19 protein-coding genes, 1 tRNA gene and 1 pseudogene are annotated in these 23609 nt (G+C 65.9%); 9 read left to right on the top strand and 12 right to left on the bottom strand.

Annotated elements, in window-relative coordinates; translation table 11 throughout:
• The first annotated feature begins 109 nt into the window (after positions 1 to 109).
• The 3 genes from accC to CS062_RS00545 all read left to right on the top strand — a co-directional run bounded on the left by accC (position 110) and on the right by CS062_RS00545 (position 4196).
• Complete coding sequence (gene accC / locus CS062_RS00555) at positions 110 to 1459, top strand: acetyl-CoA carboxylase biotin carboxylase subunit (RefSeq protein WP_099859536.1); 1350 nt, start codon at positions 110 to 112, stop codon at positions 1457 to 1459.
• Positions 1460 to 1587: 128 nt separating this feature from the next.
• Positions 1588 to 2484, top strand: coding sequence for a 50S ribosomal protein L11 methyltransferase (gene prmA, locus CS062_RS00550; RefSeq protein ID WP_099859669.1), 897 nt, complete (start codon positions 1588 to 1590; stop codon positions 2482 to 2484).
• Between the two features lie 188 nt (positions 2485 to 2672).
• Complete coding sequence (locus CS062_RS00545) at positions 2673 to 4196, top strand: zinc-ribbon and DUF3426 domain-containing protein (RefSeq protein ID WP_099859535.1); 1524 nt, start codon at positions 2673 to 2675, stop codon at positions 4194 to 4196.
• 157 nt (positions 4197 to 4353) lie between these two features.
• Here CS062_RS00545 and CS062_RS00540 read toward each other — a convergent pair whose 3' ends face one another.
• The 7 genes from CS062_RS00540 to CS062_RS00510 all read right to left on the bottom strand — a co-directional run bounded on the left by CS062_RS00540 (position 4354) and on the right by CS062_RS00510 (position 14694).
• The gene (locus tag CS062_RS00540; RefSeq protein WP_099859534.1) at positions 4354 to 4962 is read right to left on the bottom strand and encodes a histone; all 609 of its coding nucleotides are present in this window, start codon (positions 4960 to 4962) and stop codon (positions 4354 to 4356) included.
• Between the two features lie 223 nt (positions 4963 to 5185).
• Positions 5186 to 6358, bottom strand: coding sequence for a ribonucleotide-diphosphate reductase subunit beta (locus CS062_RS00535; RefSeq protein WP_099859533.1), 1173 nt, complete (start codon positions 6356 to 6358; stop codon positions 5186 to 5188).
• A gap of 318 nt (positions 6359 to 6676) precedes the next feature.
• Complete coding sequence (locus tag CS062_RS00530) at positions 6677 to 9604, bottom strand: ribonucleoside-diphosphate reductase subunit alpha (RefSeq protein WP_099859532.1); 2928 nt, start codon at positions 9602 to 9604, stop codon at positions 6677 to 6679.
• Between the two features lie 561 nt (positions 9605 to 10165).
• Positions 10166 to 11788 (bottom strand): sigma-54-dependent transcriptional regulator, encoded by a 1623-nt coding sequence (locus CS062_RS00525; protein WP_099859531.1) that lies wholly within the window; start codon positions 11786 to 11788, stop codon positions 10166 to 10168.
• A complete protein-coding gene (locus CS062_RS00520; RefSeq protein ID WP_099859530.1) occupies positions 11778 to 13514 on the bottom strand; it encodes a sensor histidine kinase in 1737 nt (578 codons plus the stop codon). Before CS062_RS00520 ends, CS062_RS00525 begins: the two co-directional genes overlap by 11 nt.
• 12 nt (positions 13515 to 13526) lie before the next feature.
• Complete coding sequence (locus CS062_RS00515; protein ID WP_099859529.1) at positions 13527 to 13814, bottom strand: PP0621 family protein; 288 nt, start codon at positions 13812 to 13814, stop codon at positions 13527 to 13529.
• A 46-nt stretch (positions 13815 to 13860) separates the two neighbouring features.
• Positions 13861 to 14694: a cytochrome C assembly family protein gene (locus tag CS062_RS00510; protein ID WP_099859528.1), complete on the bottom strand. Its 834-nt coding sequence runs from the start codon at positions 14692 to 14694 to the stop codon at positions 13861 to 13863.
• Positions 14695 to 14740: 46 nt separating this feature from the next.
• On the opposite strand from CS062_RS00510, the gene ffh reads away from it, so the two are divergent.
• Positions 14741 to 16135 (top strand): signal recognition particle protein, encoded by a 1395-nt coding sequence (gene ffh, locus CS062_RS00505; protein WP_099859527.1) that lies wholly within the window; start codon positions 14741 to 14743, stop codon positions 16133 to 16135.
• A 158-nt stretch (positions 16136 to 16293) separates the two neighbouring features.
• Here the strand turns inward: ffh and ftsY are convergent, their stop codons facing one another.
• The gene (gene ftsY / locus CS062_RS00500) at positions 16294 to 17526 is read right to left on the bottom strand and encodes a signal recognition particle-docking protein FtsY (RefSeq protein ID WP_099859526.1); all 1233 of its coding nucleotides are present in this window, start codon (positions 17524 to 17526) and stop codon (positions 16294 to 16296) included.
• 98 nt (positions 17527 to 17624) lie between these two features.
• Between ftsY and CS062_RS00495 the strand changes: the two genes are divergently transcribed.
• From CS062_RS00495 to CS062_RS00485, 3 genes are all read left to right on the top strand, one after another.
• Positions 17625 to 17701 (top strand) — tRNA-Met (locus CS062_RS00495).
• Between the two features lie 83 nt (positions 17702 to 17784).
• Complete coding sequence (locus CS062_RS26065; RefSeq protein WP_158238627.1) at positions 17785 to 18288, top strand: hypothetical protein; 504 nt, start codon at positions 17785 to 17787, stop codon at positions 18286 to 18288.
• Positions 18243 to 19199: a tyrosine-type recombinase/integrase gene (locus CS062_RS00485; RefSeq protein WP_099859524.1), complete on the top strand. Its 957-nt coding sequence runs from the start codon at positions 18243 to 18245 to the stop codon at positions 19197 to 19199. The genes CS062_RS26065 and CS062_RS00485 overlap by 46 nt, the downstream gene beginning before the upstream one ends.
• Before the next feature lie 13 nt (positions 19200 to 19212).
• Here CS062_RS00485 and CS062_RS00480 read toward each other — a convergent pair whose 3' ends face one another.
• On the bottom strand, positions 19213 to 19725 hold the full coding sequence (locus CS062_RS00480) for a type III toxin-antitoxin system ToxN/AbiQ family toxin (RefSeq protein WP_099859523.1): 513 nt from the start codon (positions 19723 to 19725) through the stop codon (positions 19213 to 19215).
• A 223-nt stretch (positions 19726 to 19948) separates the two neighbouring features.
• Between CS062_RS00480 and CS062_RS00475 the strand changes: the two genes are divergently transcribed.
• The gene (locus CS062_RS00475) at positions 19949 to 20185 is read left to right on the top strand and encodes a hypothetical protein (RefSeq protein WP_143742213.1); all 237 of its coding nucleotides are present in this window, start codon (positions 19949 to 19951) and stop codon (positions 20183 to 20185) included.
• A 3-nt stretch (positions 20186 to 20188) separates the two neighbouring features.
• On the opposite strand, the gene CS062_RS00470 is transcribed toward CS062_RS00475, so the two are convergent.
• The gene (locus CS062_RS00470) at positions 20189 to 22081 is read right to left on the bottom strand and encodes a DUF262 domain-containing protein (protein WP_099859521.1); all 1893 of its coding nucleotides are present in this window, start codon (positions 22079 to 22081) and stop codon (positions 20189 to 20191) included.
• A gap of 140 nt (positions 22082 to 22221) precedes the next feature.
• On the opposite strand from CS062_RS00470, the gene CS062_RS00465 reads away from it, so the two are divergent.
• Positions 22222 to 22437, top strand: a complete 216-nt coding sequence (locus tag CS062_RS00465; protein WP_099859520.1) for a hypothetical protein — start codon at positions 22222 to 22224, stop codon at positions 22435 to 22437.
• An 88-nt stretch (positions 22438 to 22525) separates the two neighbouring features.
• Here CS062_RS00465 and CS062_RS25680 read toward each other — a convergent pair whose 3' ends face one another.
• On the bottom strand, positions 22526 to 22864 hold the full coding sequence (locus CS062_RS25680) for a hypothetical protein (RefSeq protein WP_143742212.1): 339 nt from the start codon (positions 22862 to 22864) through the stop codon (positions 22526 to 22528).
• A 124-nt stretch (positions 22865 to 22988) separates the two neighbouring features.
• Positions 22989 to 23609, bottom strand: a pseudogene (locus CS062_RS00460) (IS3 family transposase); the annotation flags it as partial.

Here is a 23609-nt window from a genome sequence, read left to right as displayed (position 1 = left end):
GTTCAAGAAGATCCTCATCGCGAATCGCGGTGACAAGGCCGCAGGCCTTGCGGAGAAGCCACAGTGCGCTCCCCGCGCAGCGCGGCAGCGCAATTGAGCCGAGGCGCAGATGTTTAAGAAGATCCTGATCGCCAACCGAGGCGAAATTGCGTTGCGCATCCAGCGCGCGTGCCGCGAGCTGGGCGTGAAGTCGGTCGTCGTGTATTCGGAAGCGGACCGCGACGCGAAGTACGTGAAGCTGGCCGACGAGGCCGTCTGCATCGGCCCCGCCCCGTCCGCGCAGAGCTACCTGTCGATGCCGGCCATCATCGCGACGGCCGAGGTCACCGACGCCGAAGCGATCCACCCCGGCTACGGCTTCCTGTCCGAGAACGCGGACTTCGCCGAGCGCGTCGAGCGCAGCGGCTTCACCTTCATCGGCCCGACGCCGGACAACATCCGGACCATGGGCGACAAGGTCTCCGCCAAGCAGGCCATGATCAAGGCCGGCGTGCCTTGCGTGCCGGGTTCCGAGGGCGCGCTGCCCGACGACCCGAAGGAGATCGTCCGCATCGCCCGGGCGATCGGCTATCCGGTGATCATCAAGGCCGCCGGCGGCGGTGGTGGTCGCGGCATGCGCGTGGTCCACACCGAGGCCGCGCTGGTCAACGCGGTGCAGATGACCAAGGCCGAGGCGGCCGCCGCCTTCGGCAATCCGCAGGTCTACATGGAGAAGTTCCTGGAGCATCCGCGCCATGTGGAGATCCAGGTGCTGGCGGACGGCCACAAGAACGCCGTCTGGCTGGGCGAGCGCGACTGCTCGATGCAGCGCCGCCACCAGAAGATCATCGAGGAAGCGCCAGCGCCCGGCATTCCGCGCCGCCTGATCGAGCGGGTCGGCGACCGCTGTGCCGCCGCCTGCAAGAAGATGGGCTACCGCGGCGCGGGCACCTTCGAGTTCCTGTACGAGAACGGCGAGTTCTACTTCATCGAGATGAACACCCGCGTGCAGGTGGAGCACCCGGTGACGGAACTGGTGACCGGCATCGACATCGTCCAGATGCAGATCCGCATCGCCGCCGGCGAGAAGCTGCCTTTCACCCAGCGCAACATCACGATGCGCGGCCACTCGATCGAGTGCCGGATCAACGCCGAGGATCCGGTGAAGTTCATCCCGTCGCCGGGCCGCATCACGATGTGGCACCCGCCGGGCGGCCCCGGCGTGCGGGTGGACTCGCATGCGTACACCAACTACTTCGTGCCGCCGAACTACGACTCGATGATCGGCAAGATCATCGTCCACGGCGACACCCGCGAGCAGGCCCTGGCCCGCATGCGCATCGCCCTGTCGGAAACCGTCGTCGAAGGCATCCAGACCAACATCCCGCTGCACCGCGAGCTGATGGCCGACGCCAAGTTCATCGAAGGCGGCACCGACATCCATTACCTCGAGCAATGGATGGCCGCCCATAAGCGCTGATCGTCGCTGAGCGACAATGCGCAGGCCCTCAAGCGCGGACCCCGGTCCGACTTGAGGGCTTCTCCATTTCAGAAGTCCACCGAAGTCCCGGAGCCGCCATGAGCGATGACCACGCCACCGACCCCCTGCTGCACGAACTGGTGTTGATCTGCCGCGAGGAGGATGTCGAGACCGTCAGCGACGCGCTGATGGAAATCGATTCGCTGGCCGTCTCCGTCGAGGACGCCGATGCCGACACGCCGGCCGAGCGCGCGCTGTTCGGCGAACCCGGCATGCCCGCGCCGCGCGCGGGCTGGGAGCGCTCGGTGGTGAAGGCGCTGTTCGCCGAGGAGGCCGAGGCCACCGAAGCGGCCACGCTGATCCTGGCGCAGGACTGGGCCACCGACGTCCACGTGCAGGCGATCCAGACCGTGGCGCAGCAGGACTGGGTGCGGCTGACGCAATCGCAATTCGCGCCGGTCGAGATCACGCCCGAGTTCTGGATCGTCCCGTCCTGGCATGAGGCACCCGCGCAGGCGAGGCAGGTCATGCGGCTCGACCCGGGCCTGGCCTTCGGCACCGGCACGCATCCGACGACGCGCATGTGCCTGCGCTGGATCGCGCGCCGCGGCGCCGAGGCCGCCGGCTGGGATCGCGTGCTCGACTACGGCTGCGGCTCCGGCATCCTGGCCATCGCGGCGGGCCTGTTCGGCGCGAAGTCCATCGACGCCGTCGACATCGACCCCGCCGCGCTGATCGCCTCGACCCACAACGCCAAGGACAACGGCGTGACGCTGAACGCCGCGATGCCCGATGCCGCGCGGGGCGAGTACCCGGTGGTGCTGGCCAACATCCTGGCCACGCCGCTGAAGCTGCTGGCTCCGCTGCTGTGCAACCACCTGCGCCCGGGCGCCCACCTGGTGCTGGCCGGCATCCTCGAGCGCCAGGCCGATGAATTGAAGGCGGCCTATGCGCCGCATGTGGCCCTGGAGGTCGCCGACAGCGAGGACGGCTGGATCCTGATGACGGCGCGTCGGACCGCTTGAACCACCGTCCGGTGGATCACTCGCCGCACGCGCGCCCACCCACCTGAACGCTCACCCGCGGGCGCCCCCATTGCCTCGCCCGGGCCGATGAACAGCCGCATCGCGGGCCGCGCGCCCGTGGTGACGGAGTGTCAACCCGGGTGCGTTCGCGTCAAGGACTGACCCTGCTTCGTGGCATCATCGCGCCCATGAATCTCGCGACCCGCTGCACGACCTGCGGCACCATCTTCCGGGTGGTGCAGGACCAGCTGCGCGTCTCCGAAGGCTGGGTCCGCTGTGGCCGCTGCGCCGAGGTCTTCGATGCCCGCGAGCAGCTGTTCGATCTTGAGCGCGACAGCCCGCCGCCCTGGCCGCCGGTGAGCCCATCGGCCGAGCCCGCGCCGATCGAACGCCGCCCGCCCTCGCCCGTGCCGACGCCGCCCGCGCCGGCCTATCGCGACGACTTCCCGCCGAGCCAGCCCGCACCGCTGCCACCGCCGGTCGCCCCCGCGCGACCGATGCCGCCGCCCCCGCCGGTCTTCGCGCCGGAGCCGGCCTTTGCACCGGAGCCCCCGGCGCATCATCAGCCGCCGCGCGACAGCGGCTGGATCGCGGCCGACGACGAGTCGCTCAATCCCTTCGCGCCGCCGCGACGCATGGCCGACGATGAGCCGATGGACGACATCGTCGACGCACGCTTCAACGCGTCCGGCGTCGACGAGCGTCCTCACGAGGCGCGTCGGGAACCCTTCCTCGAGGCGCCCGCCGCGCCCGATCCTCGCGCCCACCTGCCCGAGCCCAAGGGCATGCGCTTCGAAGAGGATGAGCTGCCGCCGCCGATGATCGACGACGACGAGCGACCTGACGTGACGCTCGCGCTGAGCCCGGCCACCGCGGCGCAGCTGCGCGCGAACGAAGCGGCGCAGGAGCCCGATCTGGAGCCGTCGCTCGAACCGTCCTCGTCGATGATGGCGCCCGACGAGGACGCCATCGCCGAGGCCAGGCGCGCCGCCAAGGCCGCGAGGCCGCGTCGGTTCTGGAATCCGTTCAAGCGGCGTCGGACTGCGACGCCCCGTGCGACGGAGAGCCCCGAAACCACGATGACGGTGCTGGCCGCGGAGTCCGAACTGATGGCCGCCCGCGCGGCCGCGTCGTCCGCTGCGGCCGTCAGCGCGGAGGCGATGTCCCCGCAGGGCTCGCCGAGCGTGATGCCGGACCAGTTGCCGAGCTTCATGCGCCAGGCCGAATCGGCGCGACGCTGGAATCGCCCCGGCGTGCGCCTGGCGCTGGGCAGCACCGCGACGGTCCTGGCGTTCGGGTTGATGGGCCAGTTGCTCTGGCATGCCCGCGAAGCGATCGCCGCGCAGTACCCGGCAGCCAAGCCGGCGCTGGTCTCGGTGGCACAGGCGCTGGGCCAGGAGATCAAGCCGTGGCAGCACATCGAGGCCCTGAGCGTCGAGAGCAGCAGCCTCAATCCCGCCGGCGCCGCCAACCACTACCGCTTCAGCATCAGCCTGCGCAACCGCAGCAACTGGGAAGTGGCGCAGCCATGGGTGGACCTGAGCCTGACCGACGCGAGCGGCGTGCTGGTCGTGCGCCGCATGCTCTCGCCGGCCGAGATGCAGGCCGGCCGCGTCGCGTTGCCTGCCGGCGCCGATCAACAGTTGCAGTTGGTCTTCGACAGCGGCGCGCAGAAGATCAGCGGTTACTCGGTCGAGCTCTTCTACCCCTGACCGGGGCGGGGCCTCCGCCCCAACGATCCCTCTCCCTCCGAAGGGCGCCGCACGGGCGCCCTTCCTTCTTTCGCGAGTCCCAAAGAAAAAACCCGGCTCGCGCCGGGTTCGGAGGGCTTCGACGAACCGGACCCGAAGGTCCGGTCATCGTTCAAGCTCAGGGCTTGTTGCCGGTCGGGAAGGGCCAGGCGGCTTGCGGGCTCAGCGCGGTCTTCGCAGCGGGAGCCGGCGCAGCGGCAGGCTTGGCAGCGGGAGCAGCGGCAGGCTTGGCGGCAGCCTTCTTCGGAGCAGCAGCCTTCTTGGCGGCCGGCTTCGCAGCAGGCTTGGCAGCGGCCTTGGGGGCAGCCTTCTTCGCAGCAGCGGCCTTCTTCGCCGGAGCAGCCTTCTTCGCGGCGGGCTTCGCAGCCTTGGCAGCGGTGGCCTTGATCGGCGGCTTCTTGGCGGCGGAGGCCTTCTTGGCCGGCGCAGCCTTCTTGGCAGCGACCTTCTTGGCCGGCGCGGCCTTCTTGGCAGCGACCTTCTTCGCCGGCGCCGCCTTCTTCGCAGCAGCAGCCTTCTTGGCCGGAGCGGCCTTCTTCGCCGGCGCAGCCTTCTTGGCGGCAGCAGCCTTCTTCGCCGGCGCAGCCTTCTTGGCCGGAGCGGCCTTCTTCGCCGGCGCGGCCTTCTTGGCCGGAGCCGCCTTCTTCGCGGCCGGAGCCTTCTTCGCGGCGGCCTTCTTGGCCGGAGCCGCCTTCTTGGCCGGAGCGGCCTTCTTCGCAGTTGCCATTTCAGTTCTCCTTGATCAAGTGGAAATAGCCCTGCCCGTCATCAACCGGTTGATGCCGGTGCAGGTATTCACCGCCCACGACGCGCGGGAGTTGCGCTCCGCGGTGCGGTGAATCGGGTTGCGGTGCGTCTCCGCCGCTTCTATGTCGGTCGGTCGGCGCATCGCCAAGCTTGATCTCTTCTTCAACAAACAATGCTCGAGGGTCACTCCGCCTCGGACTTCATCAGTCCCAGGACAGCGCGCCGCCCGATTGGTATTCGATCACTCGGGTCTCGAAGAAGTTGCGTTCCTTCTTCAGGTCGATCATTTCGCTCATCCAGGGGAACGGGTTTTCCTCGTTCGGGAAGAGCGCCTCCAAGCCGATCTGCGTCGCACGCCGATTGGCGATGTAGCGCAGGTAGCCCTTGAACATGGCCGCGTTCAGACCCAGCACGCCGCGCGGCATGGTGTCCTCGGCGTAGCGGTACTCGAGCTCCACGGCCTTCTGGAACAGCGCCTTGATCTCCGCGCGGAATTCAGGCGTCCACAGGTGCGGGTTCTCGAGCTTGATCTGGTTGATCAGGTCGATGCCGAAATTGCAGTGCATCGACTCGTCGCGCAGGATGTACTGGTACTGCTCGGCAGCGCCGGTCATCTTGTTCTGGCGGCCCAGCGCCAGGATCTGCGTGAAGCCGACGTAGAAGAACAGCCCTTCCATCAGGCAGGCGAAGACGATCAGCGACTTCAGCAGCGTCTGGTCGGCTTCCGGCGTGCCGGTGACGAAGTTGGGATCCATGATCGCGTCGATGAACGGGATCAGGAATTCATCCTTGTCGCGGATCGACTGCACCTCGTGATAGGCGTTGAAGATCTCGCTCTCGTCCAGCCCGAGGGACTCGACGATGTACTGGTAGGCGTGCGTGTGGATCGCTTCTTCGAAGGCCTGGCGCAGCAGGAACTGGCGGGCTTCGGGCGCCGTGATGTGGCGGTAGGTGCCCAGCACGATGTTGTTGGCGGCCAGCGAGTCGGCGGTCACGAAGAAGCCGAGGTTGCGCTTGATGATCCGGCGCTCGTCGTCGGTCAGACCGTTCGGGTCCTTCCACAGCGCGATGTCGCGGGACATGTTCACTTCCTGCGGCATCCAGTGATTCGCGCAGGTGGCGAGGTACTTCTCCCACGCCCACTTGTACTTGAACGGGACCAGCTGGTTGACGTCGGTCTGGCCGTTGATGATGCGCTTGTCGGCGACGTTCACACGGCGCTCGCTCGCATTGGTGATCGACGAGGCAGAAGAGGACACCGAAGCCGCCGCGGAGGCGGCGGCGTCACGCGCGACGGCTTGCGTCGCTGCGTGGATCGATGCGCCCGACTGCGGCGCGTTGCTCGAAGGCTTACGGTCTTCTTCCCAAACCAGCATGGTGGTCTTCCTATGGTCGCGGATTATCGGAGTGTTGTGTTCAAACACAAAGGACTTCTTGACTTTGACGCCGCTTCGCTGTTGCTGGTCCGCATCGCATTCGACGCGTGGGACCGTGTGCCGCGCGCCTCCTGGTGAGCGCGGCGGCGCGCCGACGAGGCGCGCGCCAGGAGCGGAAGAGAGCGTCCGATCAAGCGTTCATCGATCGCTCGCGAGACCGGCCGCAGAAAACGCCGATCGCCGCAAACATCGATGAACACTCGCATCGCGAGCATCGGAGGCGTCGGCGCGTGGTGACGCCGACACCTCCTGTTTCGATTACTGGCAGGCCTCGCAACCGGGGTCGTCGATCGCGCAGAACTTGACGTCCGTCGCCGGCGACACGTCGCCCAGATCCGGCGAGACCGACGTCTCGATCGGCGCGACAGCAACCGCTGCCGCCGCGATCGGCGCGGCACTCATGCCACCGATGCCGCTGCTCACCGCGTTGAGCTGGCCGGCGTTCTGCACCGTGCTCTTCTCGGCGTGCGTCGCGCCCATCGTGCGGAGGTAGTAGGTGGTCTTCAGGCCACGCTGCCACGCCAGCTTGTAGGTCTCGTCCAGGCGCTTGCCCGACGCGCCGGCCATGTAGATGTTCAGGCTCTGTGCCTGGTCGATCCACTTCTGGCGGCGCGCGGCGGCCTCCACCAGCCACACCGGATCCACTTCGAAGGCGGTGGCGTACAGGTGCTTGAGTTCCTCGGGCACGCGGTCGATGCGGCGCAGCGAGCCGTCGAAGTGCTTCAGGTCCATCACCATCACGTCGTCCCACAGGCCCAGCTTCTTGAGGTCGCGGACCAGGTGCTCGTTCACCACGGTGAACTCGCCCGACAGGTTGGACTTCACCGACAGGTTGCCGAAGCAGGGCTCGATCGAGGCATCGACGCCAATGATGTTGGAGATCGTCGCGGTCGGCGCGATCGCCACGCAGTTGCTGTTGCGCATGCCGTCACGGGCGATCTTGGCGCGCAGCGCGTCCCAGTCCAGCGACGACGAGCGGTCCACCTCGACATAACCGCCACGAGCCTCGGCCAGCAGGTTCAGCGAGTCGATCGGCAGGATGCCGCGGTCCCACAGCGAGCCGCGGTAGCTGCTGTAGCGGCCACGCTCGGCGGCCAGTTCGGTCGAGGCCCAGTACGCGTGGTAGCAGACGGCTTCCATCGAGCGGTCGGCGAATTCGACCGCCGCGTCGGAGGCGTACGGCACCCGCAGCTGATACAGCGCATCCTGGAAGCCCATGATGCCCAGGCCCACCGGACGGTGGCGCAGGTTCGAGTCCCGCGCCTTCTTCACCGCGTAGTAGTTGATGTCGATGACGTTGTCGAGCATGCGCATCGCCGTCGACACCGTCTTCTTCAGCTTCTCCTGGTCGATCTTGCCGTCCTTCAGATGCTGCGACAGGTTGACCGAGCCCAGGTTGCAGACCGCGATCTCGTTGTCGTTGGTGTTGAGTGTGATCTCGGTGCACAGGTTGGACGAGTGCACGACACCGACGTGCTGCTGCGGCGAGCGCACGTTGCAGGCGTCCTTGAACGTGATCCAGGGATGGCCCGTCTCGAACAGCATCGTCAGCATCTTGCGCCAGAGGTCGCGAGCCGGCATGCGCTTGTGGAGCTTGAGCTCGCCGCGGTCGACCTTGGCTTCATAGGCCGTGTAGGCGACCTCGAATTCCTTGCCGAAGAGGTCGTGCAGGTCCGGGCAGGTGGACGGGCTGAACAGCGTCCAGTCGCCGCCTTCGATGACGCGCTTCATGAACAGGTCGGGAATCCAGTTCGCCGTGTTCATGTCGTGGGTGCGGCGACGGTCGTCACCGGTGTTCTTGCGCAGCTCGAGGAATTCCTCGATGTCCAGGTGCCAGGTCTCCAGGTAGGCGCAGACGGCGCCCTTGCGCTTGCCGCCCTGGTTCACCGCGACGGCGGTGTCGTTGACGACCTTCAGGAACGGAACGACGCCTTGCGACTTGCCGTTCGTGCCCTTGATGTGCGAACCCAGCGCGCGCACCGGGGTCCAGTCGTTGCCCAGGCCGCCAGCGAACTTGGACAGCAGCGCGTTCTCCTTCAGCGCTTCATAGATGCCGTCCAGGTCGTCGGCCACCGTCGTCAGGTAGCAGCTCGACAGCTGCGAGCGGCGCGTGCCGGAGTTGAACAGCGTCGGCGTCGAGCTCATGAAGTCGAAGGTCGACAGCACTTCATAGAACTCGATGGCGCGCGCCTCGCGGTCGATCTCGTTCAGCGCCAGGCCCATCGCCACGCGCATGAAGAACGCCTGCGGCATCTCGATGCGGGTGCCGTCGACGTGCAGGAAGTAGCGATCGAACAGCGTCTGCAGGCCCAGGTAGTCGAACTGCAGGTCGCGCTCAGCCTTCAGCGCGGCGCCCAGCTTGGCCAGGTCGTACTGCTGCAGCTTCTCGTCCAGCAGCTCGGCCTGCACGCCCTTCTTGATGAAGCCGGGGAAGTAGTCGGCGTAGGCGGTGGCCATCTCGGCCTGCGTGACCTCGCGGCCCAGGATCTCCTTGCGGATCGTGTGCAGCAGCAGGCGGGCGGTGGCGCGGGTGTAGCCCGGATCCTTCTCGATCAGCGTGCGCGCGGCCAGGATGGCGGCCTTGTAGACCTCGTCCATCGGAACGCCGTCGTACAGGTTGCGCTTGGTCTCGGCCAGGATGGGCTCGGGCTTGACGTCCACGCCCAGGTTCTCGCAGCTCGACGAGATCAGCGCAGCCAGCTTGTTCAGGTCGAGCGGGACGCGCACGCCGTTCTCGATCACCGAGATGCCGGACTCCAGCACGGCGGCCTGCTGCTGCTCGCCCTGACGGGCACGCTCCTGCGTGCGGCGCTCGCGGTACAGCACGTAGGCGCGGGCGACCTCATGGTGACCGCCGCGCATCAGCGCCAGTTCGACGTGGTCCTGGACATCCTCGATGTGGAAGGTGCCGCCGGCCGGACGCGAGCGCAGCAGCGCGCGCGTCACCGAATCGGTCAGCGCGTCGACCGTCTCGCGCACGCTGGCGGAGGCCGCGCCGCTGGTGCCGTGCACCGCGAGGAAGGCCTTCATCATCGCCACGGCCACCTTGCTCGGCTCGAAGTGCACCACCGCGCCGTTGCGGCGGATGATCTGGTGCTGCGGAAAGCTGGCCGAAGCGGCGGCGGACTCGCGCGGAGCCTGGGCCAGGCCCGTTTCAGCGGTCGGTGTGGCGGCGACTGTCTGCATGGGATCCTCGTCTGTTCTGGTGTCTGGAAAAAACAAAAAAGCTTCGCCCGGCCCGGCGGGTCCGAAGGGCCTAACGATCAGGGGGTCAGGTGGTGTTCGCGATGCTGCTGATGCGCCTGGACTTGGAACTTCCGGCTCTCCGACCGAGGGGTCGGCAGCGCGGGCAAGACTTCTGATGGAGCATTCATCGCCGTGTTTGCGAAGGTCAGCAGGATAGCATGCAAAACACTATATCTAGTGGTCGCGGGACCTTCAAGGAACTAGCGGTAGCGTCATCGCCCTTGACGTCCGCCACCCGCTGGTCTAGCCGGAAGACCTGACCCCGCACAGCCCCGATGGATTCGCGCATCGTGTGGACGGCGCCAGGATTGGCGCGGGCTGCAGCGGGGAATCGGGCGCGAGGGCCGATGGTTGCTGAGCAGGCGGCGATGGCGTTTCGATGACAGGCCGCGCCGCTGTCCCCACCCGTTAGGACAACCCCGCCCTAGGACCTTCCCGGAGCCGCCACCGGCGGTGGGGTCATGGTCGCATTGCGCGCATTCCCGCTGGGATGCGAACCCGTCAGGACTCGTCGCCGCCGACCGAAATCGCCAGCCGCGCCATGCGGTAGCGCATCTGGCGCAGCGACAGGCCCAGGCTGGCGCCGGCCGCGGTGCGGTTGTTGCGGTGCTGCTCCAGCGCCCGCAGCAGGATCTGCTTCTCGACCTCGTCCAGATAGGTGGCGAGATCCGCCGGCAGCGGCGCGTCGCCCCGCGCCTCGGCGGGCAAGGCGGCGCCCAGCGGCGGCTCCGCGGCCACGTCGCCCGTCTCCGCCGGCGCGTCGTCCAGGCCCAGCACGCTGTCGGGCAGGCCGAGGTCGGCCAGGTCGATGCCATCGCCGCTGGACAGCGCCAGCGCGCGATGCAGCAGGTTCTCGAGCTCGCGCACATTGCCCGGGAAGCTGTAGCGCGACAGCGTCGCCAGCGCCGCCGGCGTCAGCGCGGGCACCGGCGCCACGCCCGCGTCGGCGGCGATGCGCTGCAGGATGCGGGCACTGATCGGCGCCAGGTCCTCCATGCGCTCGCGCAGCGGCGGCACGCGGATCTGGATCACGTTGAGCCGGTAATACAGGTCCTGGCGGAAGCGGCCGCCCGCCACTTCCGCGGCCAGGTCCTTGTGGGTGGCGCTGAGCAGCCGGACGTTGACCGGCATTTCGGCCACCGCGCCCACCGGCCGCACCGAGCGCTCCTGCAACGCGCGCAGCAGCTTGGACTGCATCGCCAGCGGCAGGTCGCCGATCTCGTCGAGGAACAGCGTGCCGCCCTGCGCCGCCTGGAAGAAGCCCTCCCGGTCCTCGCTCGCGCCGGTGAAGGCGCCCTTGCGATAGCCGAAGAACTCCGCTTCCAGCAGCTGCTCCGGGATCGCGCCGCAGTTCACCGCGATGAAGGGCTGCGGACGGCGCGCGCTGACGTCGTGGATCGCGCGCGCGACAAGCTCCTTGCCGGTGCCGGATTCGCCGTTGAGCAGCACCGGCGCCATGCTGCGCGCGACCTTCTCGATCAGCTCGCGCACCTGGCGCATCGGCGCCGAATCGCCGACCAGCCGCTCCAGCGCGGTGGTCGAGCCGGTCAACGGCGGGGTGGCGCGAGGCAGCTTGCGCGCCTCGGCTGGCGCGGGCTTGGGCGCCTGCGCCGAGGCCAGCACGTCGAAGGCGCCAGGCGCCGTCGGCGCGAACGCATCCGACGCGTCCGGCGCGGCGACGACCGGTGCCGCGCTCGACGCCGCGGCCGCCGGGGCCGAGGAGAACGGCTTGGGCACCGGCCCTTCCATCTTGGGCGTCCGGCCGAGCGCCGACGCGACCACCATCCGGAACTGGCGCAGGTCCACCGGCTTGGTCAGGTAGTCGTAGGCCCCGGCCTTGAGCGCCTCGACCGCGTTCTCGGCCGAGCCGTAGGCGGTGATGACGAGCGCGCGCTCGCTGCGCCCCTGCTGCTCGAGCCAGCGCAGGATGTCCAGGCCGCTGCCGTCCGGCAGCCGCATGTCGGTGATGACCGCGTCGTAGCGGCGGGCGCCCAGCAGCTCCAGCGCGTCCTCGACGGTGCCGGCGCTGTCCAGCGAGAAGCCCTCGCGCAGCAGCGTCATCTCGTAGAGGGTGCGCAGGTCGGGCTCGTCGTCGACGACCAGCAGGCGGGGATCAGCGCTCATGGAGTTCGGTATCGGGGAAATGGGAATCCGGCCCCGCGGACGGGACCGAGGCGAGCGCGGCGGTTGGCGAAGCCGGCCGCGGCAGCAGCACGCGGAACTCGTTGGCCTCGGCGTTCGGTCCGGTGTCGCGGCGGTGGTATTCGATGCGGGCGCCGTAGCGTTCGCACAGCTCGCGGCAAATGTACAGGCCGAGACCCGAGCCGCGGCTGCGCGTGGAGAAGAAGGGCTCGAACAAGTGTCGTTCGACCTCGGCCGGAATCGGCTCGGCGCGGCTGAACACCGACAGCCGCACCCACTCGCCGTCCTCGCGCAGCTGCACGCGCAGCGCGCCCGGCCCGGGGCGGGCGTGGCGCAGGCCGTTGTCCAGCAGGTTGATCAGGACGCGGCGCAGGTGCTCCGGCTCGAAGCTGACGAGCAGGCCGTCGCGCTCGATCTCGACGCGCAGCGGGCTGGCCTCGCCCGCGGGCAGCCGCTGGGTGGTGGCCCAGTCGGCGCAGTACTCGCGCACCAGCGGCGCGGCGGACAGCGTCAGCGCCACCGGCGCGATGCCGGGCGCGACCTCCATCACGTCGTCGACCAGGCGCTTGAGCCGCTCGACGTTGGACGCCACCATCCGGGTGAGCTGCTCGCCCTTGGGATCCTGCGCCAGGTCTTCCGACAGCAGCGCGTTGGCCTGCGCGATCGCGGTCAGCGGGTTGCGGATCTCATGCGCGATGCCGGCCGACACCCGGCCCATCGCCGCGAGCTTCTCCTGGCGATTGCGCGCCTCGAGCAGCCGGTTGTCCTCGAGGAAGAGCACGCACAGGTCGTCGCCATCCAGCGGCCGCAGCGTGAAGCGCATGCGCACCCGGAGCGAGCGCTGCGAGCCGCGGCCGAAGTCCAGCAGCAGGTCGCGGCCGGCCTCCGGCCAGAGCTCGCCGGCGAAGGCCTTCTCGATGGCTCGCAGCAGCGGCTTCCAGGCCGGCGTGGTGTCCAGCCGGAACGCCCCCGAGCGCAGCGAGGCGCCTTCCGCCAGCAGCGCCCGCGCCGCCGGATTGGCGGTGCGCACCAGGCCGCGGCGGTCGACGACGGCGACGCCCTCCTCCATCTCCTCGATGACGAGGCGGTTCAGGTCGGCCTGCTGGCGGGCGTACTCGAGGCTGCCGCGCGCGGCGCGTTCCTCGCGCGCGAGGCGGGAGGCGATCTCGTTCGCCAGCAGCGTGACCACGAACAGGCCGCAGCCCAGCAGCCCGGCCTGGCTGATGCGCAGCGCGCCGTCCTGCTCGTTCAGCACCGCCCAGCCCGACATCGACAGCAGCACCAGGCTGGGCAAGGCGGCGCAGCCCAGCGCGCGCAGCCGCGGCTGCAGCGCGCCGGCCATCAGCGCCGGCATGAAGAACAGCGCGCCATAGGGACCGCTGGGATCGCGCACCTGCAGCAGCGTGAACAGCACCAGGTCGGCACCGATGCTGACCATGAACTGCCGCGTGCTCAGGCCGGCGCGGTCCTTCGACGGCACGTCGCCGCCGCCGAACCAGCGCGGCAGGATCCACGCCAGCACCGCCTGCGTGCCGTAGATCAGCGAGATCAGCGTCGTCCAGCCGGTCGGCCGGGCCCCCATCAGGCCGGCCAGCGACTGCGTCGCCAGCAGCGCCAGGCCCAGTGCCGCCCGCGCCCCCATGAACGCCCGATACAGGCGCTGGATGGTGCTGGCGCTGATCGCGCCGACGGTCTCGGAGGTGGCCATGCGGTCCGGTGCTCAGGTCCCGGCGCTGTCGCGGCGGCTGCGCGCCGCCTCGGCGGCTTCCAGGCGGTGTTCGTGCGCGGCGCGATGGGCGGCGCTGCAGAACTGACCGCCGCGACCGGGCAGCGCATCGCTGGCCGGGAGATGCATGCCGCATTCGGCGCAGCTCACCATGTCCTCGGGCAGGCGCGGCTGCGGCGGCGGCGGGCGGACGTCGTCGCGCGGCGCCGGCCGGCCTCGCTTGAAGCCGATCACGAAGGCGATCACCGCCAGCAGGACGATCCAGAAGAGCAGCTTGATCACGATGAGCGCGGCGGTAGCTTCGGGGAGGCGGTCGACAGGATCGGCATCACAGGGGCGGCCGCTGCAGGACGACCTCGAGCACGAAGCGCGAGCCGGCGTAGGACAGCAGCAGCAGCGCGGCGCCGAAGTAGAGCCAGCGCGTCGCGCGCTTGCCGCGCCAGCCGAACACGCGGCGGCCCGTCAGCAACCCGGTCAGCACAACCCAGCCCATCACGGCGAACAGCGTCTTGTGATCCCAGCGCCATTGCGGCGTGAAGGCCACGCCCAGCAGCAGCGCGATCGACAGCACCACCACGCCCGCGCCGACGAACTGGAAGGTCAGGCGTTCCAGGCGCAGCAGCGGCGTGCCGAGCACCGGGGCGCCCTGACCCTTCTGAGCGCGCATCTGGCGCTCGGCACGGTTGAGCATGACCGCATGCATCACCGCGACACCGCACAGGCCGTAGGACGCCAGCCCCATCGCCCAGTGCAGCGGCGCCAGCGGCGAGCCCGCCTGCGGTCGGTATTCGCCCGGGAACATCCAGGCCACCAGCATCACCAGCAGTCCCAGCACGCTGAGCAGCCGCTGGGCGGAGGGCAGCGGCAGGAAGCGGCTCTCGACCAGGTAGACACCGGTCACCAGCCAGACCGTCATCGACAGCGACGGCGCGAAACCGAAGCGCGCCGCATGGCTGCCGTTGACCGGCGCAGCGCCGATGCCGCCGATGTCCACGACCAGCGCGGCCAGGTGCAGCAGCCAGGCCAGCACCAGCACCGAGCGCCAGGTGCGGGGCCGCAGGTGCGCGAAGGCGGCGGCAACGGCATAGGCCACCGCGCCAGCGGCGCTGAGGGCGGCCAGGAGCAGGCCGCTGGGCTCGGCGGAGGCGGACGATAAAATCATCCGCAAAGTGTAATGACGAGCGCCCGCTTCCGCGGGCGCCAATACGATGGCTTCCACCCTGACCGATCGACTGAGCCGGCTCGTGAAGACGATGCGCGGCCAGGCCCGCATCACCGAGTCCAATGTGCAGGACATGCTGCGCGAGGTGCGCATGGCGCTGCTGGAGGCCGACGTCGCGCTGCCGGTGGTGCGCGACTTCATCGCCCGCGTGAAGGAGAAGGCGCTCGGCCAGGAGGTGGTCGCCTCGCTGAATCCGGGCCAGGTGCTGGTCTCGGTCGTCCACAAGGAACTGGCCGCGACGATGGGCGAAGGCGTCGCCGACATCAACCTGGCCGCGCAGCCGCCCGCCATCATCCTGATGGCCGGCCTGCAGGGCGCCGGCAAGACGACGACCACCGCCAAGCTGGCCAAGCACCTGACCGAGAAGCGCAAGAAGAAGGTGCTGACGGTCTCGGCGGACGTGTACCGCCCCGCCGCCATCGAGCAGCTCAAGACCGTGACGAAGCAGGCGGGCGCCGAATGGTTCCCGTCGGCGCCGGACCAGAAGCCGCATGACATCGCGCTGGCCGCGCTGGACCATGCGAAGCGCCACTTCTTCGACGTGCTGCTGGTCGACACCGCCGGCCGCCTGGCGATCGACGAAGCACTGATGGCGGAGATCCGCGACCTGCATGCGACGCTCAAGCCGGTGGAGACGCTGTTCGTCGTCGACGCGATGCAGGGTCAGGACGCGATCAACACGGCCAAGGCGTTCAAGGACGCGCTGCCGCTGACCGGCATCGTGCTGACCAAGCTGGACGGCGACTCGCGCGGCGGCGCGGCGCTGTCGGTGCGGCAGATCACCGGCGCGCCGATCAAGTTCGCCGGCGTGTCCGAGAAGATCGACGGCCTGGAGGTCTTCGACGCCGACCGCCACGCGGGCCGCGTGCTCGGCATGGGCGACATCGTCGCGCTGGTCGAGGAAGTGCAGAAGGGTGTGGACGTCGAGGCGGCGCAGAAGCTCGCCGAGAAGCTCAAGTCCGGCGATGGCTTCGACCTGAACGACTTCCTCGCGCAGATCTCGCAGATGAAGAAGATGGGCGGGCTGTCGGGGCTGATGGACAAGCTGCCCACCCAGATGACCGCCAAGGCGGGTCAGCCCGACATGGACAAGGCCGAGCGCGACATGAAGCGCATGGAAGGCATCCTCAACGCGATGACCGCCAAGGAGCGCCGCCAGCCGTCGCTGCTGATGGACGGCAAGTCCAAGGCCAGCCGCAAGCGCCGCATCGCCGCCGGCGCCGGCGTCCAGATCCAGGAGGTCAACCGCCTGCTCAATCAGTTCGATCAGATGCAGGGGATGATGAAGAAGATGAAGGGCGGCGGCCTGATGAAGATGATGAAGAAGATGGGCGGCCTCAAGAACCTCATGGGAGGCGGAGGCGGCGGCTTCCCGATGTAAGACGAAGGGCTCCACTTGGGAGCCCTTTTCATTCCTGCCTCGGCCCGTGCGTTGGCCGCCGAGGTATGAGGCCCCGGCGGCAAGCGCCGACACCTCACTCCTCACCGTCCCCGATCACCCCCGTCCTGCGACGGCTTCGCGACCGAGGACTCCGTGGGTTACTCCAGCAGCGCCTGCGCGAACTCGCGCGCGTCGAAGGTCTGCAGGTCCTCAAGCTTCTCGCCGACACCGATGAAGTAGACCGGGACCGGACGCTCGCGCGCGATCGCCGCGAGCACACCGCCCTTGGCCGTGCCGTCCAGCTTGGTGACGATCAGACCGGTGAGGCCGAGCGCGTCGTCGAAGGCCTTCACCTGCGTCAGCGCGTTCTGGCCGGTGTTGCCGTCCACGACCAGCAGGACCTCGTGCGGCGCCGTCTCCTGCGCCTTGCCGATCACGCGCTTGATCTTCTTGAGCTCCTCCATCAGGTGGAGCTGCGTCGGCAGACGGCCGGCGGTGTCGGCGATGACGACGTCACAGCCGCGCGCCTTGCCCGCGACCACAGCGTCGTAGGTGACCGCCGACGGATCGCCGCCTTCCTGGCTGACGATCTGCACCCGGTTGCGATCCGCCCAGACGGCGAGCTGCTCGCGCGCGGCCGCACGGAAGGTGTCCGCGGCGGCCAGCAACACGTTGGCCTCGGCATCGGCGAGATGCCGCGTCAACTTGCCGATGCTGGTCGTCTTGCCGGCGCCGTTGACGCCCACGACCATCATCACCATCGGTGACTGCTCGCCGATCACCAGCTGGCGCTCCAGCGGCTGCAGCAGTTCGGTCAGCGCGTCGACGAGCAGCTGGCGCACGACCGCAGGCTCAGTGGCCTTGGCCTCCTTGACGCGGCGCTTCAGGTCCTCGAGCAGGAACTCGGTCGCCTTGACGCCGGCATCCGCCATCAGCAGCGCGGCCTCGAGCTCTTCATAGAGCGCGTCGTCGATCTGCGTGCCAGTGAAGACCTGGGCGATGCTGGAGCCGGTCTTGCGCAAGCCCTGGCGAAGCTTGTCCATCCAGCTCTTGCGCGGCGCGGTCTCGGGTTCGGGCGCCACGACCGGAGCAGGAGCCGGCACGGGGGCAGCCACGGGGGCGGGCGCCGCCACGGGAGCGGGCGCTGCGACAACGGGCGTGGGTGATGGCGCCGGAGACGGCTCAGGGCGTGCCGCGATGACGGGCGGCGGTGCGACCGGCGCGGTCTGCGGAGCGGGGGCCAGGACTTGCGGTGCCGGTGCCGAAGCCGGCTCGACGGCGACCGGCGGGGTCGGGAAGGCGGGGGCAGGTGCGGGCGCCGCTTCGGGGGCGGGCGCCGGCGAGGGCTCGGAGGATCCGAAGCCCAGTTTTTTCTTGAGGAAGCTGAACATGGAGGGTCGAGAGGACTCGCGCGCCGAACGTTTGTCGCCGTGCTCGGCGGGGGCTTGCATTGTCTTCGAAAACTTTGCTATAGTCGCGTTCTTCGCAAGGCGCTTTAGCTCAGCCGGTTAGAGCGACGGAATCATAATCCGCAGGTCCGGGGTTCGAATCCCTGAAGCGCCACCAAATCCCAAAGCCCGCATGGACACTTGTCCTGCGGGCTTTGTTCATTGGCCCGAGGTGGCACAAGAAGTGGCGCAACTTCCGCCATGGGCCACACCGCCTCGACCCGCAGGGTCACCCTCCCCCATCTGCACCGTGACCGGCACGGGACGTTCTACTTTCGCGTGACACGCGGGGGCAAGACGATCCGGAAATCCCTCAGAACCAAAGACCCGGCCTTGGCTAGCATCCTTGCTGCCAAGATCAACTGGGAGTGGTCGATGAACTGGGAGTGGTGGAGGAAAAAGAGGCCCGATGAGCCTTCCGCCGAAGAAAAGCTGGCGGCAATTGAGGCGGACATCCAAAAGCTCAACATGACCGTCGATCGCGATGGCAGCGTGAGCTTCACCGACATCCAGTCGGATGAGGATGTGCGGCGAGCCCGCGAACTTTTTTCGCGATCGCCCAAATCGGCACAGGCCCCGACGACGATCAGTCGTTCTTTCGACCGCTCGCAAGGCCGACTGCATCACCCCCGGCCCCCACCTTGCCACCGAAGGAGGCCATGCCCTTCTCAAAGGGGGTTGAGAAATACTTTAAGCAGGAAGTAAAACTCAACGAGACCAAAACGATCGAGGACAAGCAAGCGACCTTCAAAGCATTCGCGACGTTGTTCCCCAACGCGGACGTGGGTCTGATCGACAAGGCTCAAGCCAGTGACTTCAAAGACCTTCTATTGCAAGGTCAAGCGAACATCGCTCGCATCAACAAGAAGCTTGGGCACATGAGCCACTTCATGGGCTGGGCCATGATCCATGGGCACGCGGAATCGAACCCCTTCAAGGGTTTGGAGGTAGGCACCCGCTCGCAAGCGGCCAAACTGGTCGATTCTTATGAGCAGTTCACGAGCGAGCACCTGAGACGCATCTTTGACCCCGAGTCTTATGCAGAGTATGCGGATGGCAAGCCACATTTTTATTGGCTGCCTTTCCTTCTTCTGCACACCGGGGCACGCCCCGAAGAGCTCGCAGGCATCAACCTCAGAAATGTTTGCTACGAAGAAGAAATCCACTTCTTCCGAGTCAGATCGGGCAAGACGACCAACAGCCAGCGGCGAATTCCCTTTCACAAGGCCGTCCGCGAATCGGCTTTTATGGATTACCTCAAAAAGCGTAAAGAAGAAGATCCCGCAGGGCAACTTTTCCCTCTTCTGAAAGATGGGAAAAACGGCTACTTGAAGAACGTCTCACGACGCTTCAACGAAATTTATCTGGTGAAAAATCTCAAGATCGATGAGAAAACCAGAAAGCTCTATTCATTCCGAACGACGTTCATCAACGGCCTGACGCAATCGACCGGCGAAAATGCGGCCAAGGTCATGGCAATCGTGGGCCATTACAATCAAGCGGGTTTGGATCTGTCTGGCGTTCACTTTTCGACCTATCAGCAGGATAAGCCCCTGAAATTCCTGCAGCAGGTGATGGATTCCTATCACACGATCGAGTTACCGATGAAGTTCTAAGAAAAAAGGTCGTTCAGACGACCTTTTGATTGGCCTCAACAACTCCGGGACACTTATAAGCAGCACATGCTGCCGTCAATTTCTGAAAGTCGCAACTCTTCTTGAGCAGCTCTTCGCTCCTCTTGCCAATAATCAACTTGTAAAAGGTGTTGGCGTCTTTAGCGATTTTATCAGCATCGCTCTTGAGCACGATATGCTGCTTGTTGATCAGATTCTCATAGCTAGCACCTTTGCTCTGGAAGTCAAAAAGACTAACCGCACAATCAGGTGCCGGAATCATGTTTCTAAAGAACAGATAGCCGTTAATCTTGCTATTGACACCAGCTTCGTAAATCGCATATAGCCATACGAAGCTAGGCTTCAAACCAGCATCCTCTTTGGGCGAACTCAAGGGCACATACCAGTTTTGCCCATCGATTTTTAGCACCACTCCAAGATAAGGACGACCATCCTTATTGAACATCACTCGTGCGTCCGTCTTCAGCAGATAAGTGATGTAATCATCGCTGATCGCATATAACATCATAGTTATATCCTCCCTATAATAATTTTTGGCGAAAAAAAAGTGGCCTGAGCCACTTTTTTACCGCATTTAGGGCTGCGGCATCCCGATTTAAAGTTCCACACTTAGGGTAGTGGGTCTCCCGGATTTAAAGCTCCGCACTGTGAGGTAGCGGGTCTCCATGCGTTCTATTATCCACGCCGTATGTGCGCTTGTCAACTACCGCAGACAGCGTGAGAAGTGTCGCTTGGAGACTTTCACGCGAGGCACATCTCCATCGGCAGTGTCTCAGTGTTCCTCTAGCAAGAACTTCATCAGCCGCCTGGGCGAGTTCGACGTGCACCCGGTGATGCTCATGGCCGTGGTCGGGCACTACGACCAGGCCGCGATCGACCTTTCAAGCCCGCACGTGAAGGCCAAGAGGCTCCAGCTTCTCCAGGAGACGATGGACCTGTTTGACCTCACGCTTCCGATGAAGTTCTGAGCGTCAGGCTGGGAGGTTGGGCCGAGGCCAAATCTGGCAGATCATTTCTGCCAGGGCGATCGACCGCTTGGTGATCTGCTCCTCGGTCCAATCTTCTACGCTGCTCACCTCGCGGTTGAGCCGCAGCACCGAGTGTTTGTATTCGTTGAGCTTGGTGGCCCACGGGGCGTTGCTGGCCGCAGGGTTCAGATACTTGTTGAGCAGTGTGAGGTTGCCCAGGGTCTGGACCAGGGTGTTCCGCTGCCTGATCGAATTCTCAAGGCCCTCCCACTCATCGACCGCGTATCGAGGGTAGATGACGATGTTGGAGGGGATCGTCTTGCCCTCCAAGGGCCAGTGGGCTCCCCAACTTTGAGGCATGACATGCTCGATCTGGAGCCCTGCCTCGATCGACTCCTTTTCCGTCTTCTTGGACCGGAGGAGCAACTCCAGCCGCTCCAAAACCAGCCGAAGGGCGGGGGTCGAAACGTTGCCCACGATCGGTGTTTGGACGAGGAACTCGACCACTTCGTCATTGGTCGGCCAGTAGCGAGTTGAGCTCGAAGCGGTGAGAAGCTTTCGCTGCAAGGCCGGAAGCACCTCGGCACCCCTGAGCGTGCCCAGGGTCTGAATCACTTCCACGAAGAGCCGGTTGTATTCCTTGTTCTCCTCGTTGAGAAGCACGCGGCGGGCGAGGAAGGATTCGATCGTGTTCAGGCAAGCCTGAAGCTGATCAGGATCGAGGGCCGCATCGCGGTGCAGATGCATCAAGAGCGGCAGTGCCGTCGATACATCCAGGTCCTTGAGCACACGCCGCAGGTCGGTGCTTGGCAAGGAGCCCAGATCCGTCGCTTCATATCGGGCGTAGATGGCCGCGTAGCTGGAGAAGTCTTCGAGCTCGTGCTCCACCGACGCATAGCGAGGTGGTGTCGAAGAAATCCAACGCCGGTATTCCTCGTTGACCCGCCTCGCATCGACAAGCTGCCCGGTTTTTGCCATGAGGAAGCTTCGAAGACCCATGTCCAGCCGCGAAAACTCACGCCCTGCCCGGGTGAGAGCTTGGCTCCAGAACGGAGTCTCGAAGTGGGCCCAGTATTTTTCGAAGATCGCGTCGCGGTCGGCCTTCTCCTTTTCTGCTCGCATGAAGATCAGGCTGCGAAGCAGATCCGACTGAGAAAGGGGCCGCCCTTGGGAATTCAACGAGTAGAAGATTTCCTGCGAATCATCGCCTTCAGATAGGGCGATCTCCACGACCGAGAAGTCTTGTTGCAGAGCCTGAAGGAGTGCGAACGCGGCTTCCTCGGCGGACTTGCTTCCTTCTTGTGCCACCGCATGAACCCAGCTTGCGATCGTGCGGGAGAAGTAGAGATACCCTTCGACCAGGTTGCTGCGGGGCTCGTAGCTGCGTTTACGCGGCAGCCTGATCAAGGGGTATTGCTTCTCAACGGCCTGCCGAGAACCGGCCATGATGATGCTCTTGAAGATGTCGCGATTGAGCTTCGTCGGCCAGAGCTTGAGGATCTCCTCGTCGGGGTTGTCCATCACGTCAGCGTCGGCGTTCTCCAGGTAACGCGTGACCGGTCGCTCCAGCGTCTTCCATTCGTTTTGCCGGGCGATGTCCCGAAAGGCACACAGCAGCAGTTGGAGCGTGGTCAGCCGCTGCTGGCCGTCGATCACCAAGAACCGCTTCACCTCACGAGGCGAGCTCGGTCGAACTCCCTCGATGATCAGAGCCCCCAGGTAGTGCGGGTTGCTCTTGATGCCTCGAAGTTGCAGCGACGCCTTCTCCACCACGTCATCCCAAAGCGTCGCCCACTGCGGGCTCTCCTGCCACGCATAGAGCCGCTGAAACATCGGCACCACGTAGCGGATCTGCGAGTTGAACAGTGCGTCGATGGACCTTGGATTTGCTTGCATGTGCCCTCCCTATGTTTTTTTGAGCGACCCATCTTAAGCAGGACCGTTACAGAAGTTCACGGGGCGGACTCTGGCTAAGCGTGAACTCCGTCAGAAGATACGGTGCCACGTGTTGCCCGATGTCCCCATCGATCCATGACATGAAGCGAGCCCTGTTCACCATCGTCGGAGCGTTGCTCTTTGCCCTTGGGTCGTATGGCCTCGTGGAGCTCTCCGCGAGTTGGTATGGCCCTCGTCACATCCGGTCTGATTCAGACATCGGAGATGCTTTCATGGCATCTCTTGTGTTCATGGCGATCTGCTCGATCGTCGGTGGGGCCTTGGGCTTCATGGGGGCAACTGGACGCAAGGCGTGACCCCAGCTTCGCTCGGAAAGCACAAGGGCTCCTGACGGAACCCTTCACTTCTGGATCGCAGACGTAAGGAGCTCAAGAGTGCCGGGGCTCACAGGGGGCGGCACACCAGCTTCACCTCTCGGACCGTTCCGCCATCTGCGTTGCATTGATTGCTGCAGGTTCCCCCATAGGTGACCTCCACGCCAACGGCAACGTGCCTTGCCGGGCAGTCGGCTCGCTTTGTGGTGCCTTGCCACGCTCCGTTTCCATAGCCATATGAGGCGGTGGCAGGAGTGGCCGAGAAACGATCCTCAAGAGCCTTGACGTTGACGGCAAGGCTCAGGAGCTTCGTCCCTTGTGCAGTCTTTTGAACTTCTGAGATTTGCTCAAGGAACTTTCCCGGATCGCTGGTTTTGAAGGCTTCGGCTTGCGTTCGCAAGTCCTTCACGATGACCTCGACTTCCTTACTTCTCGCGGCTAGAGCCTCAGCCTCAGCCTGTGCCTTCGCAGAGCGATTTAGGGCACCGACAGCCGCAGTGGACTGTCCCTAGTCTTCTAGACAAATCCTGACCTCACGCCGCGGCGAGTTCAAACGCCTCGGGACTGATGCCGCCCAGATGGCTGTGGCGGCGGGAACGGTTGTAGAAGACCTCGATGTAGTCGAAGACATCGGCCCGGGCCATTTCCCGGGTCTTGTAGATGCGCTTGCGGATGCGCTCCTTCTTCAGACTGCTGAAGAAGGACTCCGCGACCGCATTGTCCCAACAGTTGCCGCGCCGGCTCATGCTGGGCAGAAGGTTGTGCTCGCGGCAAAAGCGCTTGAAGTCGTCGCTGCCGTACTGACTGCCCTAATCCGAATGCACGATGACCTGCTCTGCGGGCTTGCGCCGCCACACGGCCATCAGCAAGGCATCCAGCGCCAGCTCCCGGTTGAGCGTGGGCTTCATAGACCAGCCCACGATCTTGCGCGAGTACAGGTCCACCACGGCCGCCAGGTACAGCCAGCCCTGCCAGGTGCGGATGTAGGTGATGTCGGTCACCCAGACCTTGTTGGGCGCGTCCACCGTGAACTGGCGTTGCACATGATTGGGTGCGATCAACGAGGGTCGGCCGGCGATGTGGCGTGGTGCCTTGTAGCCGCGCACTGCCTTGATCTTGTGGGCCCGCATGATGCGCGCCACCCGATGCACACC

The organism is Roseateles chitinivorans (assembly GCF_002761755.1).
Classification (GTDB): Bacteria; Pseudomonadota; Gammaproteobacteria; order Burkholderiales; family Burkholderiaceae_C; genus Roseateles; species Roseateles chitinivorans.
The sequence above is the reverse complement of the archived record's forward strand: the minus strand, read 5'-3'. Positions and strand labels throughout refer to the sequence as shown.